Source organism: Kitasatospora sp. NPDC048540 (genome assembly GCF_040651175.1).
GTDB lineage: Bacteria > Actinomycetota > Actinomycetes > Streptomycetales > Streptomycetaceae > Kitasatospora.
On record NZ_JBEZIR010000054.1, the window covers coordinates 1 to 17,554 of the forward strand.

Annotated in this window: 16 protein-coding genes; 1 reads left to right on the plus strand and 15 read right to left on the minus strand. The window is 74.8% G+C overall.

The genetic code is table 11. The features are described 5' to 3' along the window. Window positions 1–616 precede the first annotated feature (616 nt). The 4 genes from AB0D08_RS21465 to AB0D08_RS21480 form a co-directional block, all read right to left on the minus strand. On the minus strand, window positions 617–1,294 hold the full coding sequence (locus AB0D08_RS21465; protein ID WP_051812508.1) for a TetR/AcrR family transcriptional regulator: 678 nt from the start codon (window positions 1,292–1,294) through the stop codon (window positions 617–619). A 141-nt stretch (window positions 1,295–1,435) separates the two neighbouring features. Beyond that, window positions 1,436–1,858, minus strand: coding sequence for a hypothetical protein (locus tag AB0D08_RS21470; RefSeq protein WP_033820658.1), 423 nt, complete (start codon window positions 1,856–1,858; stop codon window positions 1,436–1,438). 119 nt (window positions 1,859–1,977) lie between these two features. Beyond that, complete coding sequence (locus AB0D08_RS21475) at window positions 1,978–2,343, minus strand: darcynin family protein (RefSeq protein ID WP_359890682.1); 366 nt, start codon at window positions 2,341–2,343, stop codon at window positions 1,978–1,980. A 41-nt stretch (window positions 2,344–2,384) separates the two neighbouring features. Next, entirely contained in the window at window positions 2,385–3,278 is an 894-nt protein-coding gene (locus AB0D08_RS21480) for an NAD(P)H-binding protein (RefSeq protein ID WP_033820667.1), read from the minus strand. Window positions 3,279–3,390: 112 nt separating this feature from the next. Between AB0D08_RS21480 and AB0D08_RS21485 the strand changes: the two genes are divergently transcribed. After that, window positions 3,391–4,335, plus strand: a complete 945-nt coding sequence (locus AB0D08_RS21485; RefSeq protein WP_359890685.1) for a LysR family transcriptional regulator — start codon at window positions 3,391–3,393, stop codon at window positions 4,333–4,335. Window positions 4,336–4,357: 22 nt separating this feature from the next. On the opposite strand, the gene AB0D08_RS21490 is transcribed toward AB0D08_RS21485, so the two are convergent. The 11 genes from AB0D08_RS21490 to AB0D08_RS21540 all read right to left on the minus strand — a co-directional run bounded on the left by AB0D08_RS21490 (window position 4,358) and on the right by AB0D08_RS21540 (window position 17,545). Further along, entirely contained in the window at window positions 4,358–4,798 is a 441-nt protein-coding gene (locus AB0D08_RS21490) for a hypothetical protein (RefSeq protein WP_033820656.1), read from the minus strand. Between the two features lie 50 nt (window positions 4,799–4,848). Further along, window positions 4,849–5,775: a cupin domain-containing protein gene (locus AB0D08_RS21495; RefSeq protein WP_359890687.1), complete on the minus strand. Its 927-nt coding sequence runs from the start codon at window positions 5,773–5,775 to the stop codon at window positions 4,849–4,851. A gap of 47 nt (window positions 5,776–5,822) precedes the next feature. Then, window positions 5,823–7,502 carry an AMP-binding protein gene (locus tag AB0D08_RS21500; protein ID WP_359890690.1) on the minus strand — a complete coding sequence of 560 codons (1,680 nt, stop codon included), beginning with the start codon at window positions 7,500–7,502 and terminating at the stop codon, window positions 5,823–5,825. Then, window positions 7,499–8,920 carry an AMP-binding protein gene (locus tag AB0D08_RS21505; RefSeq protein WP_359890692.1) on the minus strand — a complete coding sequence of 474 codons (1,422 nt, stop codon included), beginning with the start codon at window positions 8,918–8,920 and terminating at the stop codon, window positions 7,499–7,501. Before AB0D08_RS21505 ends, AB0D08_RS21500 begins: the two co-directional genes overlap by 4 nt. Before the next feature lie 6 nt (window positions 8,921–8,926). Then, window positions 8,927–9,184, minus strand: a complete 258-nt coding sequence (locus tag AB0D08_RS21510; protein ID WP_359890695.1) for an acyl carrier protein — start codon at window positions 9,182–9,184, stop codon at window positions 8,927–8,929. Between the two features lie 49 nt (window positions 9,185–9,233). Next, window positions 9,234–10,589: a condensation domain-containing protein gene (locus AB0D08_RS21515; protein ID WP_359890698.1), complete on the minus strand. Its 1,356-nt coding sequence runs from the start codon at window positions 10,587–10,589 to the stop codon at window positions 9,234–9,236. Then, window positions 10,577–12,859 (minus strand): peptidase domain-containing ABC transporter, encoded by a 2,283-nt coding sequence (locus AB0D08_RS21520; protein ID WP_359890700.1) that lies wholly within the window; start codon window positions 12,857–12,859, stop codon window positions 10,577–10,579. Before AB0D08_RS21520 ends, AB0D08_RS21515 begins: the two co-directional genes overlap by 13 nt. 667 nt (window positions 12,860–13,526) lie before the next feature. Further along, complete coding sequence (locus AB0D08_RS21525) at window positions 13,527–14,384, minus strand: class I SAM-dependent methyltransferase (RefSeq protein ID WP_051812503.1); 858 nt, start codon at window positions 14,382–14,384, stop codon at window positions 13,527–13,529. An 11-nt stretch (window positions 14,385–14,395) separates the two neighbouring features. Continuing rightward, a complete protein-coding gene (locus AB0D08_RS21530) occupies window positions 14,396–15,613 on the minus strand; it encodes a cytochrome P450 (protein ID WP_359890703.1) in 1,218 nt (405 codons plus the stop codon). An 11-nt stretch (window positions 15,614–15,624) separates the two neighbouring features. After that, window positions 15,625–16,698, minus strand: a complete 1,074-nt coding sequence (locus AB0D08_RS21535) for a Gfo/Idh/MocA family oxidoreductase (RefSeq protein WP_359890706.1) — start codon at window positions 16,696–16,698, stop codon at window positions 15,625–15,627. Between the two features lie 10 nt (window positions 16,699–16,708). Further along, complete coding sequence (locus tag AB0D08_RS21540) at window positions 16,709–17,545, minus strand: phosphotransferase (protein ID WP_359890709.1); 837 nt, start codon at window positions 17,543–17,545, stop codon at window positions 16,709–16,711. Window positions 17,546–17,554 lie beyond the last annotated feature (9 nt).

The window sequence follows — 17,554 nt, forward strand, 5'->3', positions numbered from 1 at the left end:
ACCGGCAGGGCGATGACCGCACCCGCCATGACGGCCATCCGAACGCGCTTGCGCTTGGTGGCGGTGGTGGTGGCAGCGGAAGTCTCGTTACGGAAAGTCAAAGTGAATCCTCTCGAAGTCCTCGGGGAAGGCGTGCCGCACCCGCCCCGCAAGGGGGCCCGGCCGGTCCGTCTCTACGCATGGCGGCCGGTCACGCAGGGTGCGGACCGTGCTGCCGTGGTCACCGCCTCCGCCGGTCGCGGCACGAGGCCGTCGGACGGGCGGGCACCGGCCGCAGTTCCCGTACGGGAGCGGGTGGTGCGCCAGGGGGTGAACCCGGGGAGTGCGCTGTGCACTGGTTTCGAAGCTACGGGTGCCCCGGGGGCGGCACAAGGATTTCCGAAGAAGTACCAGTTCAGCGAGGTGTTTCCGAAGGTAACGCGGCGCCCGGACCCCCGGAATCACGGGCCCGGACGCCGCTCGCCGGCGCCTTCCGAGGGCGATTTGTGGCCCCGGTCACCGGGATCCGCCTGTGAGGCCGCGCACATTGTCGACGCAGCGTGACGGTGCACCGGACGGCCGGTCAGCGGTCGGCGGGCGCCGCGATGGCCTGGGTCACACCCGGCTCGGGACCGGCTCAGGACCGGGCGGGCCCGGCGGCGGGGGAGGGATCGGAGAGGTAGCAGCGCAGCAGCCGCTTGCACTCCGCGATCAGCGCCGGATCGCCGGCCGGGTCGGTGCGGAAGGCCAGCTTGAGGACGGCGTCGGCGCACTCCAGTCCGACCCGGACGGCGAGCGGGAAGGCGGTGGGGTCGAGCAGCCCGGCGCCGATCTCCTGGATCCGCAGCGCGACGGCCGCGTTGTTGTCGAGCTCGGGGCTGAGCAGGTGCTCGTCGTCGTGCAGCCCGGCGGCGGAGCGGTCGACCAGGCCGAAGTCGAGGTGCCCGAAGCCGGGCACGGCACGCTTCATCGCCACGAACTCCTCGACGGCGAGATCCACGAACCCGGCCACGCCGGGCGGCGACTCGGCGGCGATCCGGCGGCCCAGCCGGTCGAGGTAGCGGTCCAGGTTCCGTTCCGCGAGCGCGGCGAGCAGGCTCTCCTTGCCGGAGAAGAACTGGTAGAGGGTGCCGATCGGCACCTGGGCGCGGTGCGCGACCTCCTTGGTGGTGAGCGCGGTCGCACCGACCTCGTCCAGCAGCCCGGCGCAGGCGTCCAGCAGCCGTTCGTACCGCTCCAGGCTGCGCTGCTGCACCGGCCGTCGCCGTACCGTGACCGCCTGTTCCCGCTCCCGCCCGCCCGTCTGCGCCGTCATGCGCTCACTCTGCCCCATCCGGCGCTCGAGGAGCCAATCCCTCACCTGTCGCCGCCGACGGCGGGCACCGGGCGGCCGGCCCGGCGCGCGAATGCGCCCCGGACCCCTGCGGGGAGGTCCGGGGCGGACTGCTGGCGGTGCCTAGCCGGTCGTACGGGTCGTGCCCGCGCACAGGGCCCAGATCACGAAGGCGTCGATGGCGATCAGGATGATGGCCCAGAACGGGTAGTACGGCAGCCACAGGAAGTTCGCGATCATCGCGAGTCCGGCGACCGCGACGCCGACCACCCGGGCCCAGGTCGCGCCGCTGAACAGGGCCAGGCCGGTCAGTGCCAGGACCACACCGAGGATGAGGTGGATCCAGCCCCAGCCGGTGGTGTTCATCGAGAACGAGTAGTTGCGGGTGACGACGAGGAGGTCGTCCTTGGCGATGGCGGCGATGCCCTCGAAGATCGCCATGGTGCCACCGAAGATCATCATGACGGCGGCGAAGACTGTCCACCCCGTGGCCCAGGGCCGTCCGGTGGTCTGCGCCGCGCTGGTCCCGCCGACGTTGCTGGTCATGGTCCGAGCTCCTTCGAGTGCGCTGGTCACCCGGTCGGCGACCTTGTTCGGAGGCTCCACAACCAGGGTGCCACGCCTGTCACGGACCGCCACCTAGGAGGCGGGCGGGGAGCGGTGGGTCAGGTGGTGATGGTGGCGAGGGGCTCGAGGCCGTAGGTGCGGGCGTAGCCGTTCTCGGTGCCGACGAGGAGCTCGACGACCTCGAAGTAGCGGTCCCAGAAGGGGGTTTCGCGCAGCGCGTCGATGAGGAGCCGGTAGGCGCGGTGGTCCTCGGCCTCCCACACCCAGACGTCGGTGACGCGCGCGGAGTAGAACTCGGTGTCGTAGAAGCGCGAGCGGACGCCGGTGGTCCTGGCCTCGATCACCGGCAGGACCTCGGTGGTGAAGGCGTCGACGCGCTCCTGGACGGTCAGGGCCAGCCACTCGGGTGTGGTCTTGACGAGCATGAACGCCGTGACCGGGGGCTCGGCGGTTCCGGTGGGCATCGGGGTGCCTCCAGGGTGAAGGGGGTTCAGGGGTTCGAGGGTCAGGAGAGGACGGCCGGCTTGAGGGTCCGGGCGCACCAGTCCTCGAAACCGGTGGGGGAGGCGGTGTCCAGGGTGCGCGCCACACCGGCGTCCAGGCCCTGGTCCTTGGCCCGCTTCATGTCGACGACGCCCTGGACGAAGACCTCGTTGAGGCCGTAGCCGACCAGGGTGGCGTGCATCTCCTCCAGCGGCTGGCGTTCGTAGCGCACGGGGCGGCCGAACTGCTCGGTCATGATGCGGGCCAGGTCGTTGGGGGACAGGTCCTGCGGCCCGAGGACCGGGACGCTGCCGCTGCCGGTCCACGAGCGGTCCAGCAGCAGGCGGGCGGCCGCGGCCGCGATGTCGGCGGTGGCGACGAGGGGTGCCTTGCGGTCGGCGTCGGCGGAGTCGGTGAAGACGCCCCGGTCGCGGATCGAGTCGGCCTCCTCCAGGAGGTTCTCGAAGAACGACGGGTTGGCCAGGGCCCGGTAGGCGACGCCGCTGTCGGCGATCAGGTCGTCCAGGGCCAGGGAGGCGGTGACGAGGCCGGCCCGGCCGGCGAGCGCGGTGCCGCGGCCGAGCGCGGAGACGCCGACGACATGGCCGACCCGGTGGGCGGCGAGCGCCTTCACGGCGGGCGTGCTGAAGCCGCTGTAGGCCTCGTACGGGGTCAGGGAGGCGTCCGGGGGTGCGAGCCAGAAGACGGCGTCCGCACCCTCGAAGGCCGCGTCGACGACCTCGGCGTCGCCGTGCGAGCCGGCGAACACCTCGACGCGTCCGCGTGCCTGCTGCGGGAGCCGGGCGGGGTCGCGGACGATCACGCGCAGCTCCTCGCCCGCGGCGGGGGCGGACTCCAGGAGGAGGGAGAGCAGGTGGCGGCCGATGTTCCCGGTGGGAGCGGTAATGACGATCATGAAAACCTCGTAGGTCGTGCCGGTCGGTACGTCCCTCATCCTGCGGAGGATCCCAGTGCTGCCACAATGGGAACTTCAGCACGGAATCATTGACCGGAACGGAATAATGCTGGTGAACAGCCCGGATGCGACCCTCGACGCCAATCTCGCCATCGCCCTGGACGCCCTGCTGACCGAACACAGCGTCACCCTGGCCGCCGCGCGCCTGCACACCTCGCCCGCCGCCATGAGCCGCACCCTCGCCCGTCTGCGCCGCACCCTCCAGGACCCGCTGCTGGTCAGGGCCGGGCAGAGCATGGTCCCCACCCCCCGCGCGCTGGCCCTGCGGGAGGAGGCCGCGGCCGTGGTGCGGAGCCTGCATGCCCTGCTCGGCCCCGGCACCGGCGTCGACCCCGCCACCCTGAGCAGCACCTTCACCCTCCAGGCCGCCGACCTGGTCGGCGCGGCCCTGGCCCCCGGGCTGCTGCGCCTGGCCGAGCAGGAGGCGCCCGGGGTGTCGTTCCGGCTGCTGGCCGAGGAGTTGGAGGCCGGACCCGCCCTGCGCGACGGCCGGATCGACCTGGAGGTCGGCTCGATCGACCATGTCGACCCCGAGACGAGGGTCGAGGAACTGGTCACCCTCCGCATGGTCGCGGCCGTCCGGCCCGGCCACCCGCTGACCGAGGGACCGCTGACCCCGGCCCGGCTGGCCACCGCCCGGCACGTCGCGGTCAGCCGCCGCGGCCGGTTCACCGGCCCGCTCGACACCGCCCTCGCCGAGCAGAACCTCCGCCGGCGGGTCGGCGTCGTCCTCCCCGGCCACCTGGCGGCGATGGCCCTCGCCGCCCGCAGCGACCTGGTCTGCCTGGTACCCGCCGCACCACCCGGCGCCGCCCCCTCGCCGCTCACCGGCGACGCTACCGCCCTCGGGCTGCAACTCCTGGACATCCCGCTGGAGTTGCCGCCCGTGACCATCGGCATGGCCTGGCACCCCCGCCACGCGGCCGACCGGGCCCACCACTGGCTCCGCAGCGCAGTCCGCCGCACCCTGAGCACCTCCGCAAGTCCGACCGCATGACACCCCGGCGCCGTGCTGGCGGTCAGCCGTGGGCGGCGGCGAGGCGGACGACCGTCAGATAACCGCGGCGGGGCGGGGAGCCGAGCCACAGGCCGACGGGCAGGTCGCGGCCCAGGACATCAAGCACCTCGGTGGCGGGGTGGCCGAAGAGGTCGATGCCGTCGAGGACGACCGGGGTGACGGCGGGACCGCAGGAGGCCGGCCGGGCGCGGCTGAGCACGATGCTGCGCAGCAGCGGGTCGGTGGGTTCGAGGGCGTCCCAGTCGACCTCGTCGGAGCCGATGGCGAGTTCGACGTCGTGGTGCCGCGCGGTACGGCTCCAGGTGGCGTCCAGCATCGGGACGGCCCGGGCGTCGCCGAGCGCGGCCAGCGTTCGGCCGGTGGCCCGGTCCTCCAGGCCGAAACGGAGCAGGCCGGCGCCGGCGGGCAGGACGACCCCGGTGCCGGGGATCAGTTCGAACACCGGCCGATCCTGCCGCGCCCGCCCGGGCCGGCGCAATCCGGGGGCTGTGCTCAGGCCGGGGTGTCGTACCCGGCCGCCAGCGCGCCGAGCGAGATCGGGGCGCGAGGTGCGGGCAGGGCGGCCAGCTTCCGGCGACGGGCGTGGCGGATCAGGTCCTCGGGCGTCAGGCCGGCGACGGCCGTACGGACGTGGTCGAGCAGCGCGGTTGCCGCGGCCAGGACGGCATCGTCGTCCAGCGGACGGGACTCGACCTTCATGGACGCCGCCGAGAGTTTCTGCAGGCTGCGGAACAGGTCGCCCAGGTTGATCTCCCGGATGGTCAGCGACAGGTGCACCGAGAGACCCGCGTTGCCGACCGCCTGGTGCGCGAACCCCCGCGGGATGTAGAGGACTTCACCGGCCCGGAGGGTGGTCCGCAGCACCTCGGCCGGCGGCTCGCCGTCGACCCGCCCGTGCCGCCAGTGGCCGTCCGCCGGGCCCTCGTGGACGGCCCAGGACTTGCTGCCGTTGAGCTGGAGGACCAGGACGTCGGCGTCGTCGCGGTGCAGCGGCACGCCCTGGGTGCCGGGAGGGGTCACGAAGCAGAACGCCTCGACCGCCAGCTGGAGTTCGGCGGACAGCTGCGCGAGCAGGTCACGGGTCGGGCCGTGCCACTGGTCGATCCGGCGCATCAGCAGGGTCGCGCCGTCGTCCAGCAGGGCCCGGATCTTCGTCTCGTCGGCGAACCCCCCGTACGGGACGTCGTACACCGCACGCGGCGTCAGGTAGGCGTCGGGGCCGAGCGGGTCCTCGGCGCGGGTCATCTCCACGTACGGCTCGTGCAGGTAGCCGGTGGCGAGCGCGGCATCGACGTCGGCGAGGGTGAAGGGGCTGCGCACGCCCCCGTCCGGCCGGAAGACGCCCGGCCGCCGGCGCCAGTAAGCGGTGCCGAAGCCGGTGGGGTCGCCGACCCACTGGGCGAGTGTCGGAGCGTGCACGGTTCCTCTTCCTTCTGCGTTCCGCTGGTTGGTTCCTGATCGGTCACTCACAGGCGGGGGAGCGTCCCCCGCTCGAGGCGCCGCCTGGTCTCGGCGACCCGCACCTTCCCGCTGGTCGTCACGGGCAGCCCGCCCGCGGGCAGCAGGACGGCCTCGGAGACGTACAGGTCGAGGGAGTTCGCCAGGTGCCGCCGCAGCCGGGCGGCCACCTGCTCGGCCGGGGGCGTGCCGGGGCTGTCCGCGAGCTCCGCCACCAGGCACACCCGGCCGTCGGGGTCCGCGTCCGCGACGGTGAGGACCGCGCAGCGCCCGGGCCGCACCCCCGGCACCTGCTCGCAGGCCGCGAGGACGTCCGCCGGGTAGAAGTTCCTGCCGTGGTGGACCAGGACGTCATCGCCGCGCCCCACGACGAACAGGTGCCCGTCGTGGGTGAACCCCCGGTCCCCGGTGGGGTGCCACCCGTCCGGGCGGTGCGCCGCGGGCCAGTAGCCGCTGAACAGCTGTGGCCCCCGCACGGCGAGGTCCCCGATGCGCGGGCCGCCCCCGGGACCGGCGGAGGTGCGGTGCACCCGTACCTCGGTGCCGGGCAGCGGCGTCCCCGAGGAGAGCAGCACGGTGGCGGGTGCCCCCGGCGCGGCCGGGACCACCTCGCCCGCGCGCAGCGCGTCGGTGCGCACGGCCAGCCGGACGGCCGGACGCTCCGGGGTGCAGGCGGTGACGGTGAGGGTGGCCTCCGCCATCCCGTAGGAGGGGCACAGGCTCCGGGGGGAGAAGCCGGCGGCGGCGAACCGTGCCGTGAACCGCTCGGCCGTGGCGGCCCGCACCACCTCGCCGGCGCTGCGCGCGACCCGCCAGGTCCGCAGGTCGAGGGTGGCCGCCTCGCGGTCGGTGACCTTGCGGGCGCACAGCTCATAGGCGAAGTCGGGTGCGCTGGACAGCGTCCCGCCGTGGGCGGTGACGGCCGACAGCCAGGCGCCCGGGCGGCGGGCGAACGCCTCGGGCGGCATCAGCACGGACCGGTAGCCGCCGAACAGCGGGCGCAGCAGCCCGGTGACCAGCCCCATGTCGTGGTGGAGCGGTACCCAGGTCACCGCCACGTCGTCCGGGCTCTCGCGGTAGACGCGCGCGGCCTGGGCACAGCTGCCGCCCAGCGCGCGGTGGCTGATGACGACGCCCTTGGGGGTGCCGGTCGATCCTGAGGTGTACTGCAGGAAGGCGGGTGCGTCCGGGGAGACGGACCCGACGGGGTGGTCCGCCGGGTCGGCGTCGGTGTCCTCCCCGGCCGGCCCCGGCCAGGGGTGCACCCCGCCGGGTACGTCGAGGCCGCCGAGCGCGCCGCGGACCGCGTCCTGCCAGTGCGCGGTGGTGACGACCAGCGCGGGGCGGCAGTCGGAGGCGATGCCGCGCAGCCGCCGGACGAACGCCTCGGGCCGGGAGGTCGCCGGGGTGGCCGCCGGTACGGGCAGCATCCCTCGCCCGATCGCCGCCAGCAGGGCGGCGGCGAAGGACTCGTCGTTGGGCAGCACCAGGACGATCCGGTCCCCGGGGCGGACCCCGAGCGCTGCCAGCCGGGAACCGAACGCGACGGCGAGGCCGTGCAGTTGGCGGTAGGTCAGGTCGCGGGCCCGGTCGCCGTCGAGACAGGTGAGGGCGGGCGTGTCGGGCCGGTACCGGGCGTGGCGGACCAGCCGGTCGAAGGCGGTGACGGGCCGCTGGGCCGGGGTCATCCGCGGCCCGGGTCCGGGGCCGTACCTGCGAGGCCGGCCAGGTCGGCACGCCGGATCTTGCCGCTGGGTGTGCGGGGCAGCGAGCCGGACGGCGTCAGGACGATCCGGGGTACGGGCAGGCCGAGGTGGCGGGCCGAGTCCTCGATGGCGGGTACCGGGTCGGGGAACGTCCCGCGCTCGCCGTGTTCCACGAAGCAGAGCGGTTCCGGGCCGCCGAGGACGGCCGCGTCGGTGACCCCGGGCAGCAGCCGGACGCCGTGTTCGAGCCGGGCGGCGGAGAGCTCCTCCGGGGTCCCGGCCCGGCCGATGACGAACAGGTAGCCGTCGGCGTCGAGCATTCCGACGTCCCCGGTGGCGTGCACCGGCGGCTCGCCCGGGTCCCGGTCGGCGGCGCGCAGCCGGATCCCGATCTCCCCGGCCTCACCCGGGGGCAGTACCCGGCCGTCGCGGGTGACCTCGATCCGGATCCCGGGCAGCGGGCGGCCGACCGAACCGGGCCGGTCCAGCCACTCCGGGGTGGTGATCTCGGTCAGGACGCTCCTCGAGGTGCCGTAGTACTCGTGCAGGACCGGCCCGAACAGGTCGATGGCCGCGCGCTTCACTGCGGGCGGGCAGGCGCCGCCGCCGTGGAAGACCACCCGGAAGCGGTGGCGTGGGGCGTGGCCCGCCGCGACCAGTTCGGTCAGCCGGTCCGGGCTGAGGAACGCGCTGTCCGCTCGGTACCGGTCGGCGAGTTCGACGAACCCGGCCGTCGACCAGGTGCGCTGGACGACGACCGGGCTGCCCGCCTGGAGCGCGTACAGGGCGGGCCCCAGGGTGCCGAGGTGGTAGGTGGGGTTGGCCATCAGGTGCGGGCCGAGCTCCGGGCCGGCGCCGTACCGCTCGGTGACCGCGACGCCCTTGTACGGCCGGGCGGGCCGGGTCCGGACGACGGCCTGCGGGACGCCGGTGGTGCCGGAGGTGGCGAGGACCAGGTGCCCGGCGGCGGGCGGCGCGGCCGGGCCGGGCCCGGCGGGCGTGGTGGCCGCGGCGGCGAGCAGCTCGTCGTCGCCGAGGACGGGGCAGGGCAGGGCGGGTCGGCCCGGTCCGGGCGCCGCCGCGGTGATGTGCAGCGCCCCGCCCGCCTCCGCCAGCAGGGACGGGCCTTCGGGGAGGGCGAGCAGCTGCGGGGCGATCGGGAACAGCCCGTAGCCGTACCGCAGCGCGGCGAGGGCCAGCGCGAAGAAGCGCGGGCCGGTGGGGAGGTCGGTGGACAGGACCGTGCCGTCGGCGACGCCCCGGGCCCGCAGGGCGCGGGCCAGGGCGTCCGCGCGGGTGGTCAGTTCGGCGAAGGTGCAGCTCTCGTCGTCGGCGACGACGGCCGTGCGGTCGGGGGCCGTCCGCGCGGTGGCCCACGGGTCCCAGAGGTGGGGGCGCATGGTTCCTCAGTGTTCGGGGGTCGACGGGACGGGGACGGCCTGCGCGCGGGCGGCCAGCGCGGCGGCGAGGGCGGCGAAGTCCGGGAGCCCGACGATCAGTTCGGTGTCGACCTCGGTGCCCAGCAGCTCCTCCAGGCGGACGGTGAGTTCGACCGCGGTGATGGAGTCGCCGCCGAGGGCGAAGAAGTCGTCGGTCGGTTCGGCCCGTCGGCCGAACACCTCGCTCGCCGCGGCCAGGACGGCGTCGATCGGCGGGTGGGGCATGGCACCTCCAAGGGGTGGCGGTCGGTTCGGACGGCTGGAACGGGCCTGCTCAGCGGGCGATCCGGTGGTCCAGGGCGAGCGCGTCGGCGGCGGCGAGCACGTCCTGCAGGACCGTGCGGGCCAGTGGCCGGCCCACCCGCTGCCCGTTGAAGCGCAGGCCGATGGTCAGGCGGTCGCGGTACTCGGCGCACCGCAGGTGCAGCGCATGGATGTCCGTGACGGCGAGGCGGCGCAGACCGTAGGCGTCGGCGGTGACCCGCAGCGGCCCGGTGTCCCGGTGGGCCGCGTAGGTGCCGTCGAACCGGCGCAGGTTCAGGTAGAGGTCGCGGCCGACCGGGACGCCGTGCCGTGCCTCGGTCTCCCGGGTCAGCGCCGTGATCTCCTGCGCGGTCAGCCGCTGGTGCTTGAGCGCGTTCAGCAGCTTGGCGCGGACCTGCCCCCGTACCGCGTCGGGGTCGCCGGCGGCGTCGGTGACGACCAGCGGGCAGGAGGCGGCGAACATCCCGACCACGTCCTGGTCCCGGGAGGGCCGGGAGTCCATTGACGTCCAAAGGCCCAGCTCGGTCCTGCCCGTGCAGGACGCCAGCGCGTGGACGAAGGTGCCGACCGTCCACTGCAGCAGGCTCAGGCGGCGCTCGGCGCAGGCGCGGCGCAGGGTCGCCGTGGTGCGGGCGTCCAGTTCGGCGCGGAGTGTGCCGCTCTCGCTGGCGGGCGCGCCGTCCGGACGGGTCCACGGGGCGCGGGCCAGGAACCCGAGGCGTTCGCGCCAGTCGGCCAGCGCCCGGTCCCGCTGGGCCGGGGTGGTGCCGGCCCGCTGCCGGGCGGCGGCCGCCGCGAACGAGGGGGCGCTGTCGGGGACCGGGTCGCCCCGCCGGACCGCCTCGTAGTCGCGCCAGACCTGGTGGGCGAACAGGTGGTGCGCCCGCCCGTCGAAGACCAGGTTCTGGAAGGTCGCGAGCAGGGCGTGCCGGCCCGCGTCGTACCGCAGCAGGCGGATGGTGAACGGCCGCTGTTCGCCGTACCGCCAGGGGGTGATGCAGTCGCGGGAGAGCAGGGCCGAGGCGTAGCGGGAGAACTGTGCGGGGGAGGTGGCGGCGACCTTCTGGCCCTCGACGACCTCTTCTCCCGCACCGATCGGCCGGGTCCGCTGCTCGGGGTGGGGGCCGGGGTCGGCGGGCAGTTGCAGGTGCAGGGCGTCGTGCCGGGTGACGAAGGCGCGGACGGCGGTCAGCAGGGCGTCGGTGTCGAGGTCGCCGAGGATCTCGAAGCCGTGCCGGACGTTCTTGTGGGCCCAGGCGCTGGTACGGGTCTTGGTGTGGAACCAGTCCTGCTCGTAGGTGAACGGTACGGGGGTGCCTGGCGCGGGGGTGCCGGGAGCGGGCCGGGCGGGGGTCAGGTCAGGCACAGGTACTCCTCGCCGGTCTCCTTGAGGGCGGCGGGCGGGCCCGCTTCGACGATCCGGCCGTCGCGCATGACGATGACCTGGTCGGCGTCGTCCAGGACGGTGAGGCGGTGGGCGATGATGACGACGGTGATCCCGGCGGCCAGCAGGTCGCGCATGATCGACTCCTCCAGCGCCGGGTCGAGGGCGCTGGTCGCCTCGTCGAGGATGACGAGCTTCGGCTGCTTGGCCAGGGCGCGGGCGAGCACGATCCGCTGCCGCTGGCCGCCGGACATCCCGTGCCCGCCGGGGGCGACCAGGGTCTCGTAGCCCATCGGCATGGCCGTGATCTCGCGGTGGACGTGTGCCAGCCGGACGGCGGTCCGCAGCTCGTCCTCGCCGATGTCCTCGCTGCCGAGCAGGATGTTGTCGCGGATCGAGCCGCCGAACAGGTGGGCGTTCTGGTTGACGTAGCCGATCCGGCGCCGGTAGGTCGGCCGGTCGAGTTCGGCGAAGGGCATGCCGTCGACGGTGATGGCGCCGCCGGTGGGGACGTACAGCCCGGCCAGCAGCATGCCGAGGGTGGACTTGCCGGATCCGGAGCGGCCGACGACGGCCACGAACTGGCCCGGCCGGATGTCCAGCCGGATGTCGGTCAGGGTGGGCCTGGGGGCGCCGGGGTAGCGGAACGAGACCCCTTCGGCGGTGATCCGGCCCGGTTCGGCGACGCCGGTGCCGATCAGCGCGCCGCGGGGTTCGGGGGCGGCCCGCAGCACGTCGTCGAGCCGGGCGAGGGTGGGCCGGACGGCGGCGAGCTGGGAGCCGGCGTCGAACATCCCCTGCAGCGGGATGAACAGGGCGATCGTCAGGGTCATGAACCCCAGTGCCTCGCCCAGCGAGTCGCGGCCGGTCAGCACCAGCCGGATGCCCGCGAGCAGGACGGCGAGCGGGGCGCCGAACTGGACCGTGCGGCTGAGGGAGGTGAACAGGGCGAGGTTGCGGCGGGCGCCGAGGCGCTTGTTGACCTCGTGGACCAGGGTGTGCGACCAGCGCTCCGCGGCCAGGCCCTCCAGGCCGCTGGACTTGAGCGAGGAGATGCTCTCCAGCATCTCGACCAGCTCCTCCTGAGCCTTGGTCTGGCGTTCCAGCACCTCCTGGCTGAGCTCGGTCTGCCGTCGCCAGGTGACCACCAGCAGACCGGCCTGGACGGCGACCAGACCGGCGACCAGGGCGGCCATCGGCGGATCCGCCAGCACCATCGCGACCAGGTAGGCGAGGACCAGCAGGCTGTCGAGAACGGCCGAGACCGCGGTCACGCTCAGCACCTGGATCAGCACGTTGCTGGCGCGGGCCCGCATCGCGAGGTCACCGGGGTTGCGCACGGTGAAGAAGTCGTAGGGCAGGTCGGCCAGGTGGTTGACGATGCCCAGGGTGAGCCGCTTCTCGATCACGGCCTGCCGCTTGGCCACCAGGACCGACCTGGCCAGCTGGAGCAGGAGGAAGAGGACCGCGACCGCGGCGAGCAGTGCCCCGGCGCCCCACAGGGTGGTGGCGGAGCCGTCGGGTACCACCCGCTCGACCAGGATCCCGGCGGTGAGCGGGAGGGCGAGCTCGAAGGCCATCAGGGCCACCGAGGCCGCGATCAGCAGGCCCAGCTCCCGGCGGCCCGGCAGGAATTGGCGCAGTCGGCGCCAGGGGCCGGCGCTCTCGGTGCCGCGGCCGGCCTTGGCGGTGCCGGCCAGCGGCGGGTCGAACTCCAGCGCCACGCCGGTGAAGGACTCCGCGACGGCCGCCCTGCTGAGCCGGCGCCGCCCGTACGCGGGGTCGACGACGTCGACGTGGTCCTGGCCGGCGCCCGCGAGGACGACGAAGTGGTTGAAGTTCCAGAACAGGATCGCGCCGGGCCGCAGCCGGCGCAGGGCGTCCAGGTCGGCGCGTACGCCGCGGCCCTTGACGCCGTACTCGCGGGCGATCTCCAGCAGGGTGCGGGCGGAGGCGCCGTTGCGGCCGGAGTCGGCGCGGGCGCGGACCGCGTCGAGGGAGACCTCGACGCCGTGCTGCCGCAGCACGGTCACCAGGGCGGCCGGGCCGCAGTCGCTGACCTGGGTCTGGAAGCAGACGGTCAGCCGCTCGGCGCCCGGGCGGCCGGGGATGCGGGTACGGGCGGCCCGCAGCCGTTCGGCGAAGCCCCGGGGGCGGGGCGGGGCGTGGGAGTGGCCGAGCACCGGCCCCAGCCCGTCGCGCCTGCGGTGGTGTTCCAGCGCCTCGGGCCGGAAGCGCGATTCACCGGTCATCGATCCCGCTCCCTCTCCGTGCGTCGCCGGCGTGTGCCGGGAAAGTACTCCCGGCACACGCCGGCACCGGGTGCGTCCCGCCGGCGGGACGCACAGGCGGCGGAGTCGGCTCCGCCGCTGCGGGCCGGGCGGGATCACCGCCCGGCCCGGAAACCGTCGTCGGACGACGCGGTGTCAGGTGGTGCTGTGTCAGATGACGCAGTGCGCGGCGATGGCGAACTGGCCACCCACGATGTCGTCCAGCTCCTCGTCGGAGAGCTCGGTGATGTCGATGTCGTCGAAGTTGTTCATGACGTTTCCTTTCGGGTGTGGCCTCTTCACGCCCGCCGGCCGGATAAAGCTGCGGCTGCGGCGGTTTCCGTAGTTTCCTCGGAAATGGCCGCCTGGGGGCCGGTGGCCCGCCGAAGGTCGCGTCAGCACCAGGTCGGGAGGCGGGAAGAAGCGCGGATTGATGGTGTTTCACCATCTCCGGTCCGGCTGACCGGATGTCAAAACCATAGATCCGGTCGAGCCGTATCTGCAAGTCCCGAATGGCATTCTCCGGAAATTGTCCGGCGTTCCGGAAAATGACATGCCGAAATGACCGGAGGTGCCGGACGGGAATTCGTGAATTCCTGCCCGGCGCCGCCGGCCGTGCCATTGAAACGGATTTTCGGAGGGTGGGGGATCAGCGGTGGCAGACGGCGAAATGCGCCGTGAGCACGTACGGCAGGGTGCCGTCGGGGGCGCGCAGCGGCGCCAGGGCGTCCTCGGCCGCCGCGCGGGCGGCCGGCAGTCGGTCACGCGGGACGCTCTCCCAGAACGCCCGCGCGGCGGTGGACCACATCCACGCCCACCAGTGGTCGGCGTCCCGGAAGGAGGCCGCCAGGCGCTCCTGGTACAGCTCGACGCGGGCGAAGCCCGCGGCGAGCGCGAGCTCCCGGACCGACTCCGGGGTCGGCGGTCTGCGCTGTCCCGGTACGCCGCGCTCGATCTCCTCGGGCGTACCCGGGCCGAACGGCCGGGTCGCCTCGACCACGCCGTCCCAGCCGGGCGGCTCCGGGCCCCACCAGGAGAGCGCCAGCCGCCCGCCGGGGCGCAGCGCCGAGTGGAAGCCGCGCAGGGTCCGGTCGGGCCGGCGCAGGAAGGAGAGCACCATGCCCGCCAGGACGGCGTCGTAGCCGCCGGGCGGCGGGCGCAGCGCCTCGGGGTCCGGGTCCTCGAGGTCGCCGACGTACGTGCGCAGCGGGTGCGGCCACTCCTCGGCGGCCTGCTGCCGGACGCGTTCGATCATCTCCGGGGAGGCGTCGATGCCCGTCACGCTGCCCGGCGGCCCGGCCGCGCGGGCGGCCGGGAAGAGGCTCGCGCCGGTGCCGCAGCCGGCATCGAGGACGTGCTCGCCCGCGCCGATGCGGGCGTGCGCCACCAGCAGACGGCCTGCGGCGGGGAACAGGTCGATGCCCACGCGGTCGTAGCTGGCTGCGGCGCGGTCGAAGAGCCCAGCGATGCGGTCGCCGTCGGGTGGGGCGGGGGTGGGACGGTGCACGGGACAGACTCCTAGTGGATGCGGACGCGAAGCCCGAGGATGCGGTCGGAGCCCAGGTGCGGGGCCCGCTCGAAGGTGGCGGGGTCGTGGCTCACCCGGACGCCGTCCGCCGCGAGCACCCGGCACAGGGCGTCCGTCGCGCCGCGCGCCAGAGGGGCGCCGACGCAGTAGTGGGAGCCGGCGCCGAAGGCCAGCGGACGGGCCTCACGGGCACCCGGGCGCCAGGCGAGCGGGTCCGGGAAGACGGTGGCGTCCAGGCTCGCCGACGCGAGGATCAGCATCACCCGCTGCCCGGCGGCGACCCGGTGGCCGGCGATCTCCATCTCCCGCACGGCGTACCTGGGGGCGAACCGGAACGGACAGCTGATCCGCAGCACCTCGTCGGTGAACTCCCCCTGCGTGGCGGCGGATCCGTCCGCCGGGCCGGCGGCCGCGAACTGCTCACCGCCCCGCACGACCGCCTCGGTCAGGACGGCGGCGAGCGGCTCGATGGTGCCGGTGACGATCTGCGCGGTCACCGCGACCGCGACATCGGGCCCCAGCCGGGGATCGTCGGCCATGTCCCGTAGGATCAGGGCGAGTTCGCCCTCGGCCCGGTCCAGGATGTGCTCCCGTACCTCGGCCCGGGCACGGTCCAGCGAGGCGGCCGCCGCGCGCGCCAGGCCGTCATCGGTGTACGACCTGGGCTTGGCCAGATAGGCCATCAGCCCGTCCGTCGCCCGCGCGAGGTCGCCCATCCGGTCCTGGCCGGTGCCGAACAGCCGGGCCAGCACGGACAGCGAGTAGGGCCGGCAGAACCCGTCGATCCAGTCGCACTCCCCGCCCGCGTCCCGCAGGCCGGTGAGCAGGTCCCGGCAGTCGCCCTCCAGCTGTGCGACCAGGGCGGCGGTGCTCCGCCGGTCGAGGGCCGGACGGATCCGGGCGCGGACCTCCTGGTGGTAGGGCCCGGAGCTGAACACGGGCCACCGGCCGAAGAAGTCCCGGACCGGCCGGTGCAGCGCGATCTGCTGCTCCGACAGGCCGGTACCGGCCAGCGGGTCACCCGGCGGTGCGCTGGTCAGCCCCGGGTGCAGCAGCAGCTCCCGGACCAGCTCGTGGCCGGTCACCAGCAGCGCGCCGCTGCGCGGGTCCGGCAGGGCCACGGCCGTCGCCAGCGCCCGCAGGGCCTCCCGGGGATCCGCCGCGGAGTAGTCGCCGTAGAGCAGGTCGGCGAGGTCCGGTCCGGGCATCGAAGTCTCCTTCATGGTGCGCGGGTCCCGTCCGGACGCACGGTCCGTCCGGTGCGCGCGGATTCGTACAGGGCGAGGGTCAGGGCGAGTGAGCGGCGGGCCTCCTGCCCGCCCACCGCGGGGGGACGTCCGTGCTCGACGGCGTCGCAGAAGTCCGCCAGCTGGTCGCGGTGCGGTGCGGCGGGCATCCCGGTGGGGTCGCGCTCGTCGTCGTACCGCAGCGGGAGACCGGCGCTGCGGTCGCCGGCTCCGTACGCGCCGTAGGGGTCGGCGCTCTCGCCGTCCGTCCGGGCGTGGAAGTAGGCCATCCGGTCGTCGTCGAGGACGGCGGAACCGCGGGTGCCGTGGACCGCCAGCCGGGCGGTGCGGCCCGGGTAGGCCGCGGTGGTCGCCAGGACGGTGGCCAGCGCGCCGTTGGCGAACCGGACCACCGCCGCCGCGGTGTCCTCCACGTCGAGGCCGCGGTGCGCCAGGAGCGCCGTGTGGGCGGTGACTTCGACCGCCTCGCCCATCACCCAGCCGAGCAGGTCGAGGGTGTGGATGCCCTGGTTCATGACCGCGCCGCCGCCGTCGAGGCGGGCCGTGCCGCGCCACCGACCGGAGTCGTAGTAGCCCTGCGACCGCCACCACGGCACCTCGGCGTGCGCGGAGGTGAGGGCGCCCAGCGTCCCGGCCCGGACCGCGTCGTACAGGTACCGGGCGGCGGGGTCGAACCGGTGCTGCAGGACGACGCCCAGGGTGCGCCCGGTGGACCGGGCCGTCCCGATCAGCCGGTCGGCCGCGGCCAGGCTCACCTCCAGCGGTTTCTCCACCAGGACGTGCTTGCCCGCCCGCAGGGCGGCCTCGCCGATCCCGGCGTGCAGGCCGCTGGGCACGCAGACGCAGACCGCGTCCAGATCGGGCCGGGCCAGCAGTTCCCGTGCCGTGGCGTGCCAGTCGCAGCCGTGCTCGGCCGCCAGGGCACGGGCACGGTCCGGGCTGCGGCCCGCGACGGCCACCAGGGTGGCGCGTCCGGGCAGCCGGGCGAGGGTCCGGGCGTGGACCCCGCCGATCACTCCGGCGCCGATGATGCCGAATCTGAGCATCCTGTGCCTCCTAGCGGGCGGGGTGACGGGGGGCGGACGCGGCGGGCCGGGCACCGTCGAGCGGGGCACCGTCGAGCAGGGCTGCGGCGAGTTCGTCGCGGTGGGTCAGCGCCCAGCGGGCGTCGCGGTCGACGCCGTCGGCCAGGCCCGACTCCACCAGGCGGACGAAGGCCGGTTCGCCCGCCGCCGCCTGCCGCCGGATCAGGTCCAGGGTGAAGCGGATCCGGGTCGAGGCGAGCGCGGCCAGACCCGGGCGGCGGTCCGGCCCCAGCCCGTACCCGTCGGCCAGCAGCCGGAAGCGGCGGCCGCGGTCCGGCGGGGCCGGCCAGCCGAGCGCCGCGCAGCCGGCGTCGTCGGTCAGCGGCGCGAACTGCCAGGCGGCCTGGGCCAGGTCCCACTCCGGGGTGCCGGGCCCGGCGGCGTCCCAGTCGACGAAGGCGACCGGCCGGCCGGCCACGAAGACGGTGTTGCGCGGCGCGATGTCGTTGTGGCACACGACCGTCGCCGCGCCCGCCGGCGCCGGCGGGTGGGCCCAGCGGGCGGGCCCGGGGGAGAAGCCGTCGGCGGCGCGGTGCATCCGGCGCAGCAGCCGGCCCACCTCGAACACCGCGCTGTCCGGCAGTTCCGCCACCCGGGCGCCCTGCGGTACCTCGCCCTCGACGTACTGGAGGACCTCCCGGCCGTCCGCGTCGAATCCCAGGGCCCGGGGGGCGCCGTCGAAGCCGACGCGTTCGAAGTGGCCGAGCAGCCGGTGGACCGCGGGGGTCCACGGGCCGGGCGTGCGGCGCACGGTGGCTCCGACGCGCAGCACGGTCGACATGCCGGTGTGCTCCTCGCCGTCCCTCATGCGCCCGCA